Annotated in this window: 8 protein-coding genes; 5 read left to right on the plus strand and 3 right to left on the minus strand. The window is 43.3% G+C overall.

Translation table 11 applies throughout. From position 1 onward, the window contains the following. Positions 1 to 34: 34 nt before the first annotated feature. From serB to lpdA, 5 genes are all read left to right on the plus strand, one after another. Positions 35 to 1,048, plus strand: a complete 1,014-nt coding sequence (gene serB, locus L1077_RS23600; protein WP_440589566.1) for a phosphoserine phosphatase SerB — start codon at positions 35 to 37, stop codon at positions 1,046 to 1,048. A gap of 536 nt (positions 1,049 to 1,584) precedes the next feature. Next, complete coding sequence (pdhR, locus tag L1077_RS23605) at positions 1,585 to 2,334, plus strand: pyruvate dehydrogenase complex transcriptional repressor PdhR (protein ID WP_039612079.1); 750 nt, start codon at positions 1,585 to 1,587, stop codon at positions 2,332 to 2,334. A gap of 102 nt (positions 2,335 to 2,436) precedes the next feature. Continuing rightward, entirely contained in the window at positions 2,437 to 5,103 is a 2,667-nt protein-coding gene (aceE, locus tag L1077_RS23610) for a pyruvate dehydrogenase (acetyl-transferring), homodimeric type (protein ID WP_063362497.1), read from the plus strand. Between the two features lie 11 nt (positions 5,104 to 5,114). Beyond that, positions 5,115 to 7,022 carry a pyruvate dehydrogenase complex dihydrolipoyllysine-residue acetyltransferase gene (aceF, locus tag L1077_RS23615; protein ID WP_237139280.1) on the plus strand — a complete coding sequence of 636 codons (1,908 nt, stop codon included), beginning with the start codon at positions 5,115 to 5,117 and terminating at the stop codon, positions 7,020 to 7,022. A 218-nt stretch (positions 7,023 to 7,240) separates the two neighbouring features. Beyond that, entirely contained in the window at positions 7,241 to 8,665 is a 1,425-nt protein-coding gene (gene lpdA, locus L1077_RS23620; protein WP_023400801.1) for a dihydrolipoyl dehydrogenase, read from the plus strand. 125 nt (positions 8,666 to 8,790) lie between these two features. Here lpdA and L1077_RS23625 read toward each other — a convergent pair whose 3' ends face one another. From L1077_RS23625 to L1077_RS23635, 3 genes are all read right to left on the minus strand, one after another. Continuing rightward, positions 8,791 to 9,186, minus strand: coding sequence for a hypothetical protein (locus L1077_RS23625; protein WP_237139281.1), 396 nt, complete (start codon positions 9,184 to 9,186; stop codon positions 8,791 to 8,793). A gap of 411 nt (positions 9,187 to 9,597) precedes the next feature. Then, a complete protein-coding gene (locus L1077_RS23630; protein WP_237139282.1) occupies positions 9,598 to 9,738 on the minus strand; it encodes a hypothetical protein in 141 nt (46 codons plus the stop codon). Positions 9,739 to 10,023: 285 nt separating this feature from the next. Further along, positions 10,024 to 10,161, minus strand: a complete 138-nt coding sequence (locus L1077_RS23635) for a hypothetical protein (protein WP_237139283.1) — start codon at positions 10,159 to 10,161, stop codon at positions 10,024 to 10,026. Positions 10,162 to 10,416: the final 255 nt, after the last annotated feature.

Genomic DNA, 10,416 nt, shown 5'->3' on the forward strand with positions numbered 1-10,416 from the left:
GAGCCTATATCGTTATTAGGAGCGCTCAATGCCAATGCAAAATATGCTAGATCTCGACCAACTTGATGTCCGCCCAGTTGAAAATCAACTTACCTTATCAAAGTGGTATGAATTTGAAAATGCCCAATTTGTGAAAGAGGGGGGATTAGCAGAGGAGTCAGCACACTGTATCTCGTTATTTGGTAAGGCTATTACAGGAACACTTTTAAGCGAGTTTTTAAACGCTCTGGCATTGATAAACATCGTGCCTATGCAAGTGTGTGTGTATCAAGCACATGCGGATTTATCCGCGGGTGTCGCCATCATGGCATGCTTTCCACCTGGTGAGTTGCCTAAATCAGATGTTCGTCAAGCTGCTGGCAGGCTTGGCTGCCAAGGCGCCGTACTGCCTTGTTTCCCTAAATTGGATGTTCCAGGTCTACTGGTTATGGATATGGACTCAACAGCCATTGAAATAGAATGCATTGATGAGATTGCGCGTTTAGCCGATGTATATGATGAAGTCGCTTCAGTCACCGCAGAGGCCATGGCCGGAAAATTAGCATTCAGTGAAAGCCTGCACAAGCGAGTGGCAAAGTTACAAGGGATTGAGTTGAGTTTGATCTCACCACTTAAAGATGATTTACCTTTAATGTCGGGTATTAAACCCCTGTGTGAGGTGTTAAAAGCACATCAATGGCGATTAGCAATTGCATCGGGTGGATTTACTTGGTTTGCAGAGGCGCTGCAATCTAGATTGGATTTAGACCATGTATATGCCAACACGCTAGAAATCGATGGACAACGTCTTACTGGCCGTGTTGTCGGAGACATTGTGGATGCTGAGAGAAAGGCTGAGGTGTTAAATGCCTTACGTGAACGCTATGAAGTAAGTGCAGGGCAGACACTTGCGATTGGTGACGGAGCGAACGACCTTGTCATGATGGCCGCTGCTGACTTAGGTGTCGCTATTCATGGTAAGCCCAAAGTAGTTGAGCAAGCTGATGCTGCAATTTGTGAAGGCTCTTTATTACAATTACTGTATTTTTTGACAGTTCCATTACCTTAACTTCTTAGTTGATAATCTGACGGGTTAAGCTGTACCTAAAAGGTGCACTTGGCCAAGAATACATAATGATCACAAGCGAAGAAGAGGAAAGAGAGATGAGCACGAGTTAATCTTGCGAGAAGTTGTCCACCCTGACGTTGATTTTAGGACAGCTTCTCCTCCCCTTTTGTGTTATCCATTTTATACAGCACTGTCTATTTCCATACTATTTAAATGTGCCAACCGGTTTTAATTTATACTTCTCCCTCCTCTCTGGTCTGACCATTTTTATTTTTCTTTGCAATCATTTTTAATTGTATAAAGTTTAATCTGAATGGATGTCAAAAAAAGGATATTAAAAGCGATGAAAAGGTGTAATTTTGACAGCCGAGCTTGATTTTGATAACTTATTGTCCAAATTTGGTATGACCAATTTACCTATCTGGTCACAATATACTAAATGATTAAGTAAATATTGCTAAGTTTTAAAGACTTACGATGTAACGTAGGGACTTCTTACTTAGCTGGTGGATATAACCCAAACTGGCGTGTTATCAATGTCTTTGAAGATTAAAGCTGCGAAACTCTCGGATGTGATTTTAGAGCAATTGGAAAACATGATTTTAGAAGGATCATTGCTTCCTGGTGAAAAGCTTCCTCCCGAACGAGAACTTGCTAAGCAGTTTGAAGTATCCCGCCCGTCGTTAAGAGAGGCGATTCAAAAACTCGAAGCCAAAGGGTTAGTGACGCGTCGCCAAGGTGGCGGTACGTACGTTAAAAATCAGCTAGAAGAAGGATTAACTGATCCACTTTTTGACTTGATCAGTAAACACCCTGAGTCTCAGTTTGACTTACTTGAATTCCGTCATGCCTTAGAAGGTATCGCTGCTTATTATGCTGCGCTTCGAGGCACAGACAATGACATGGATAAAGTAAAGCAAAGCTATGACAATATCGCTGAGGTGGGGGATGATTTAGCCCTAAAAGCCAAAGCAATCAATGCGTTTCATTTCACTGTAGCAGAAGCGTCACATAATGTGGTGTTACTGCACCTAGTGAGAGGAATGCAAACGTTACTTGAGCAAAATGTATTGCAGAATTTAACCGTGTTGGTGCAAAAGTCAGATGTGAGCGAACAGCTTGCACAGCACCGAGCGGTATTGATGGATGCCGTGATCCAGGGAGATCCGGAAAAGGCGAGGCTTGCGAGTAACGCACACCTAGCCTTCATCGAAGAAGCATTACTTGAAGCGGGTAGAGAACGCTCTCGTATTGAGCGGAGTTTACGTCGCACTAAGCAGCAATAAGTTAGGTAAATTCGGTCTTTTAAGCAAAATCGAGCAATTATGCTTGATTGCGTCATTGACGCATTGAATAAATTTGCATTTAAAACATAAGGAACACTCCATATGTCTGAAGTCAATAAGTTTGACGTTGACGCGTTAGAAACCCAAGAGTGGTTACAAGCGCTTGAGTCAGTTGTGAAAGAAGAAGGCGTAGAACGCGCGCAATTCTTACTTGAGCAAGTGCTAGAGCAAGCCCGCCTAGATGGCGTGGACATGCCTACAGGTATTACTACAAACTATGTAAATACCATTCCGGCAGGCCAAGAACCAGCATACCCTGGTGATACCACGATTGAACGCCGTATCCGCTCTATCGTACGTTGGAATGCGATCATGATCGTACTTCGTGCGTCTAAAAAAGACCTAGAGTTAGGCGGCCACATGGCGTCTTACCAGTCTTCAGCAGCATTTTATGAAATGTGTTTCAACCACTTCTTCCGTGCGCCAAACGAGAAGGACGGTGGTGATTTAGTCTATTACCAAGGTCATATTTCACCAGGTATCTACGCACGTGCTTTCCTTGAGGGTCGTTTAACTGAAGAGCAGTTAGATAACTTCCGTCAAGAAGTCGACGGTAAAGGGATTTCTTCATATCCTCACCCTAAATTGATGCCTGAATTCTGGCAATTCCCAACAGTATCTATGGGTCTTGGTCCAATCGCATCAATCTATCAAGCACGTTTCCTTAAGTACCTAGAAGGTCGTGGTCTTAAAGAGACTAACGAACAGCGCGTATACGCGTTCCTAGGTGATGGTGAGATGGATGAGCCAGAATCACGTGGTGCAATCTCATTTGCAGCGCGTGAGAAGCTAGATAACCTATGTTACCTGATCAACTGTAACCTACAGCGTCTTGACGGCCCAGTAATGGGTAACGGTAAGATCATTCAAGAACTTGAAGGCCTATTTAAAGGTGCTGGTTGGAACGTAATCAAAGTTGTTTGGGGTTCAGGTTGGGATACGCTACTAGCGAAAGACACAACTGGTAAGCTTCTTCAGCTAATGAACGAAACAATCGATGGTGATTACCAGACATACAAAGCGAAAGATGGCGCGTATGTACGTGAGCACTTCTTTGGTCGTTACCCAGAGACAGCTGCACTTGTCGCTGATATGACGGATGATGAAATCTTCGCACTTAAGCGTGGTGGTCATGATACATCTAAACTATACGCAGCTTATAAAGCGGCGCAAGATGAGAAAGGTCGTCCAACAGTTATCCTAGCTAAGACTGTAAAAGGTTACGGCATGGGTGAAGCTGCGGAAGGTAAAAACATTGCGCACCAAGTTAAGAAAATGGACATGTCTAGCGTTGAGCACTTGCGTTCACGTCTAGGTCTAGAAGATCTGGTTTCTGACGAAGAAATTGCAAACTTACCGTACCTAACGCTTAAAGAAGGCTCTGCAGAGTACGAATACTTACACGCACGCCGTAAAGCGCTACACGGTTACACGCCACAGCGTCTACCTAACTTCACACAAGCACTTGAGCTACCAAAATTGGAGCAGTTCAAGCCGCTACTTGAAGAGCAAAAGCGTGATATCTCAACCACAATGGGTTATGTACGTGCACTAAACATCTTGTTAAAAGACAAGGGTGTTGGCAAAAACATCGTACCAATCATTGCGGATGAAGCGCGTACTTTCGGTATGGAAGGTCTATTCCGTCAAATCGGTATCTATAACCCACACGGTCAGAACTATACGCCTCAAGACCGCGACATCGTTTCTTACTACAAAGAAGCAACATCTGGTCAGGTACTTCAAGAAGGTATCAATGAGCTAGGTGCAATGTCTTCATGGGTTGCTGCTGCAACATCATACAGCACAAATGATCTACCGATGATCCCATTCTACATCTACTACTCTATGTTCGGTTTCCAACGTGTTGGCGACATGGCGTGGATGGCAGGTGACCAACAAGCTCGTGGTTTCCTATTAGGTGCTACAGCAGGTCGTACAACGCTAAACGGTGAAGGTCTACAGCACGAAGATGGTCACTCGCACATTCAAGCGGGTACGATCCCTAACTGTATTTCTTACGACCCAACGTTCGTATTTGAAGTGGCGGTTATCTTGCAAGATGGTATCCGTCGTATGTACGGTCCAGAGCAAGAAAACGTGTTCTACTACCTAACGCTGATGAACGAAAACTATCACCAGCCAGCAATGCCTGAAGGCGCTGAAGAAGGTATCCGTAAAGGTATCTACAAGCTTGAGTCAAATGCAGGTGAGAAAGCACACGTACAACTTATGGGTTCAGGCACAATCTTGAACGAAGTACGTAAAGCAGGTGCAATCCTAAGCGAAGAGTACGGCATTGGTTCAGATGTATTCTCTGTGACGTCATTCAACGAGCTTGCTCGTGACGGTCAAGACGCTGAACGTTTCAATATGCTTAACCCAGAAGCGGATGCAAAAGTACCTTATATCTCAACTGTACTTGGTGAGTCTCCAGCGATTGCCGCGACTGACTACATGAAGAACTATGCAGATCAAGTACGCGCATTCATGCCAAGCAGCTCATACAAGGTGCTAGGTACTGACGGTTACGGTCGTTCAGACAGCCGTGAAAACCTACGTCGTCACTTCGAAGTGAACGCAGGTTATGTGGTTGTTGCTGCACTTAACGAACTTGCTCAACAGGGCAAGGTTGAAAAATCAGTTGTTGCTGACGCTATCAAGAAATTTGATATCGACACAACAAAAGCTAACCCACTTTACGCATAAGAGGCAAAAACATGTCAATTGAAATTCATGTTCCAGATATTGGTGCCGATGAGGTTGAAGTAACCGAGCTCCTAGTAAGCGTAGGTGACACGGTTGAAGTGGATCAGTCATTGATCACAGTTGAAGGCGATAAGGCTTCAATGGAAGTACCAGCAGCCGCTGCGGGTACTGTTAAAGAAATCAAAGTTGTTGAAGGTGATAAAGTTTCAACAGGCTCTTTGATTATGATTTTTGACGCAGCCGGTGCAGAAGCACCTGCTGCGGCAGAAGCGCCAGCGGCTCCTGCTGCAGCGCCAGCACCTGCGGCACCCGCTGCGGCAGAGCTTAAAGAAGTACATGTACCAGATATCGGTGGCGACGAAGTTGAAGTGACTGAGATCATGGTTGCTGTGGGCGACGCAGTTGAAGCTGACCAGTCAATCTTAAACGTAGAAGGCGATAAGGCTTCTATGGAAGTACCAGCACCATTTGCAGGTACTGTGAAAGAAATCAAAGTGGAAGTTGGCGGTAAAGTGTCAACAGGCTCTTTGGTATTCGTATTTGAAGTTGCAGGCAGTGCGCCAGCTGCGGCACCTGTTGAAGCAGCACCTGCACCTGCGGCGGCACCAGCTGCGGTAGCAGAAGCGAAAGAAGTACACGTACCAGATATCGGCGGTGATGAAGTTGAAGTGACTGAAATCATGGTATCAGTCGGTGATTCAATCGAAGAAGAGCAGTCTCTAATCACTGTAGAAGGCGATAAGGCTTCTATGGAAGTACCAGCACCATTTGCAGGTACTGTGAAAGAAATCAAAGTAAATGCTGGCGATAAAGTATCGACAGGCTCTTTAATCTTCGTATTTGAAACAGCAGGCAGTGCACCAGCGGCAGCAGCACCTGTAGCTGCGCCAGCACCAACCGCAGCACCAGTAGCGGCTCCTGCGGCAAAACCTGCTCCGGCAGCAGCCCCTGCATCTGCACAAAAAGATGAATTTGTTGCCAACGATCAGTACGCACACGCATCACCAGTTGTACGTCGTCTAGCACGTGAGTTTGGTGTAAACCTTGCGCGCGTTAAAGCAACTGGTCGTAAGAACCGTGTTGTTAAAGAAGACGTTCAGAACTATGTGAAAGAGCTAGTGAAGCAAGTTGAATCAGGTCAGCTATCTAAAGGTGGCAACACTGGTGGTGGCGAGCTTGGTCTAATTCCTTGGCCGAAAGTAGACTTCAGCAAGTTTGGTGAAGTTGAAGAGAAGAAGCTATCTCGTATTCAAAAGATCTCTGGTGCAAACCTACACCGTAACTGGGTACAAATTCCTCATGTTACACAGTTTGACGAAGCAGATATCACGACACTAGAAGCGTTCCGTAAAGAGCAAAATGTGCTGGCTGAGAAGAAGAAAATGGGTGTGAAAATCACGCCATTGGTCTTCGTAATGAAAGCAGCTGCAAAAGCACTTGAAGAGTTCCCAACGTTTAACTCTTCACTATCAGAAGACGGTGAGAGCTTAATTCTGAAGAAATACGTGAACATCGGTGTCGCGGTTGATACGCCAAATGGCTTGGTTGTTCCGGTATTCAAAGACGTGAACAAAAAAGGCATCATCGAACTTTCTCGTGAACTGATGGAAGTGTCTAAGAAAGCACGTGACGGTAAGCTGACTGCTGCTGACATGCAAGGCGGGTGTTTCACAATCTCGAGCCTTGGCGGTATCGGTGGTACGTCATTCACGCCAATCGTGAATGCGCCAGAAGTGGCAATCTTAGGTGTATCTAAGTCTGAGATGAAGCCGAAATGGAATGGTAAAGAGTTTGAGCCGCGCTTAATGGTGCCGCTAAGCTGTTCATACGACCACCGTGTAATTGACGGGGCGCTTGCAGCACGCTTTACTGTGACACTTGCAAACTACCTGAGCGATATTCGTCAGCTAGTGATGTAAGGTGAATCAAAACCGCCCAGCCTAAGTTGTGCGGTTTTGTTGTATTTTTAGTGTCCTGTCTGATAATTGGACGGGACATTAGTGAGTGCGAATGATACACTTTCGCGCACAAAAAACTCTCTCTGTTGGTTTTGTCCTAATTTGGCGGCTGGCAGGCAAATTGGGTGCGGATACTCAGTTGAGTAGAGTCCCGTTCGAATAATAGTTAAGGTAATAACATGAGCAACGAAATCAAAACTCAAGTTGTTGTACTAGGCGGTGGTCCTGGTGGTTACTCTGCAGCATTCCGTGCAGCAGACCTAGGTTTAGATGTTACATTGATTGAATCTCGCGATACCCTAGGTGGTGTTTGCTTGAACGTAGGTTGTATTCCTTCAAAAGCACTTCTTCACGTCGCTAAGGTTATCGACGATGCAGCTGAAATGGCTTCTCACGGTGTAACTTTCGGTGCTCCACAAATCGATTTAGATAAAATCCGTACTTGGAAAGAGTCTGTAATCGGTCAACTTACTGGCGGCCTAGCTGGTATGTCTAAAATGCGTAAAGTTAACGTGGTTAACGGTTACGGTAAATTCACAGGTTCTAACACCATCGCAGTTGAAGGCGCTGACGGCACTAAGACAGTGACGTTTGATAACGCAATCATTGCAGCAGGTTCACAACCAGTAAGCCTTCCGTTCATCCCACAAGATGAGCGTATCATTGATTCAACTGGTGCACTTGAGCTTAAAGACGTGCCTGGCAAACTACTTGTACTAGGTGGTGGTATCATCGGTCTTGAGATGGGTACGGTTTACCGTGCACTAGGTTCAGACATCGACGTTGTTGAATTTGCTGATCAGCTAGTACCTGCTGCTGACAAAGACATCATCAAGGTTTACCAGAAGTACGTTAAGAACAAGTTCAACGTGATGCTTTCTACGAAAGTAGTTGCGGTTGAAGCGAAAGAAGACGGTATCTACGTTTCATTCGAAGGCAAGCAAGCACCTGAAGGCCAAGTTCGTTATGACAAAGTATTGGTTGCTGTTGGTCGTACACCAAACGGTAAGCTACTTGACGCTGACAAAGCTGGCGTTGCTGTTGATGAGCGTGGCTTCATCAACACAGACAAGCAAATGAAAACGAACGTTGACCACATCTTCGCGATTGGTGACATCGTTGGTCAGCCTATGCTTGCGCACAAAGCGGTACACGAAGCACACGTTGCTGCAGAAGTTATCTCTGGTAAGAAGCACTACTTCGATCCTAAGTGTATCCCTTCAATCGCTTACACAGATCCAGAAATTGCATGGGTTGGTGTAACTGAGAAAGAAGCGAAAGAGCAAGGTCTTAAAATTGAAACTGCGGTATTCCCGTGGGCAGCATCTGGCCGTGCAATTGCTTCAGCACGTACTGAAGGTCAAACTAAGCTTATCTTTGATAAAGAGTCTGGCCGTGTTATTGGTGGCGCAATGGTTGGTATCAACGCAGGTGAAATGCTTGGTGAGATCGGCCTAGCAGTAGAGATGGGTGCAGACGCAGAAGACGTGGCACTGACTATCCACGCTCACCCAACACTGAACGAGTCAATCGGTCTAGCTGCTGAAATCTTCGAAGGGTCAATCACTGACCTGCCAAACAAAAAAGCAGTTAAAAAGAAGTAACTAATACTTCTTATTGAATTGAAAAAACCCGGCGATTGTCGGGTTTTTTGTTTGTTACACGGGTGTATCGTTGTGAAAAGTGAATCCCAATCTACTTATAATCACGCTCAGTAGCCTTTGTACGCTCAGGCAGTCACTGCGACATTCGATTGCAGCGGATAACCTTGATATTCCTTGAGGACAGCTAAAAAACTTTCTAGCTCACCGGTATCACTCCCTCTGCTTTGCTCAAAGGCGATTTCGTTTTCAATTTGTGCTAAAAAGTTACTACTGCTAGAACCTTGGAGTTCACCATCAACCAATTTAAAGATGTCATGAGGGAGCCTGAACAGCAGTCTATCGTCTCCTGTTGCCTGTATCAGTGCATTGAGCTCATTCATGCCGATATTGCTCATATCGATGGCTTTTGTATTGATTGACTGTGATGTGGTGTTTTGCGGCAATGAGCTGCCGTGTTGTGCTTTTCCCTTTACATGGGTGTTCGTTGGGGTATACGCAGTGTATGAACCATCAATTTTCATCTTGTTTCCTTACTCTTGTGTCGTTATTGCTTTAGGCAAGCAAGAAATATACTCAAACTTCACTATGCTGTTCGTTATTTGCTACGTTCATAAGTTTGATTCAATGTGAGCTTTAACGGAACTCTGGGGGTTATTTGATTAACAAGACGCTTATTCATATAGCCGTACGGAAAAATTAACTGTCAAAAAGATTATTGTAAATATGGTGGGTGTTGAATTGATCGAGAAGGCGGTACTGTAATTATTTAGTATATAATATTTATTAACTTAAAGGGGAAATAAGATTTAAGATATATATGATAAAAATAACGTTCAATAAATAGGGTGTTTGATTTTTATTAATTTTATACCATTTCGGATTAATAAAAGTAGCTAATTTTAAAACTAGCTACTAAAAAACGAACTAAGTAATTAGTGGCGTCTACAAGGCGTTTCAGGGTGAGTTTCGCCAATAGTGCCGCTTGCACCAGCAACTGCGTGAGTTTGCTCTTTACTTAGACTTTTATTATTAGAAAGTTCTTTGATTTTACTTTTAGTTAATTTTAATGTCATTTTAATTTTCCTTTTAAATATTTAGCCGATACTCAGTATGAGATACGGCTGTTAAATAAATTAATTTTATCTATTTGTTTTGTAAAACCTATTTTACTTAAATTTTTTTAATGATTTTTTTTGGTTTATAATTCCAGTTTTTCATTTTAAATAAGCTGCACTGACTCTAAGTAGAGGGCTATACATACTTTATAATTTAAGTTGACTTTTTTTGTAAATTGATTTTTTGGTTTTAACAGAAAGTTCTGAATTAAACTTTTATAATTATCAGATAATTATGTAATTTTATTGTGGTACGCATCTATATAAACGATCTGTTTCGCCACCTGAGCTAGCGCCAGCAATTCGATGAGTTTGGTTTTTGTTGAGACTTTTATCGTGAGAAAGCTCTTTTACTTTCTTTTTATTTAGTTTTAATGTCATGTTAATTTTCCTTTTATACTATTTTTAATCACCTTGGGTTGGAGATTGGTTAAAATATACAATGACTTTTTTGGTTGGTCAATGCTGTAATAAAAATTAATATTTTAATGTTTTTTATGTCTTTGGTTGATTTTTAAAGTGGGTAAAATGGTGGTTTTTGGGTTGGTTTTTATTTATTTAATTAAATTTATTTAATGGTTTTTTATATTTATTTTTTCCTTCGGAAGGTGTAGTTTTTAACTTATTATCTGAAAG

The sequence above is a fragment of the Pseudoalteromonas luteoviolacea genome (assembly GCF_021654285.1).
Taxonomy (GTDB): Bacteria; Pseudomonadota; Gammaproteobacteria; order Enterobacterales; family Alteromonadaceae; genus Pseudoalteromonas; species Pseudoalteromonas luteoviolacea_J.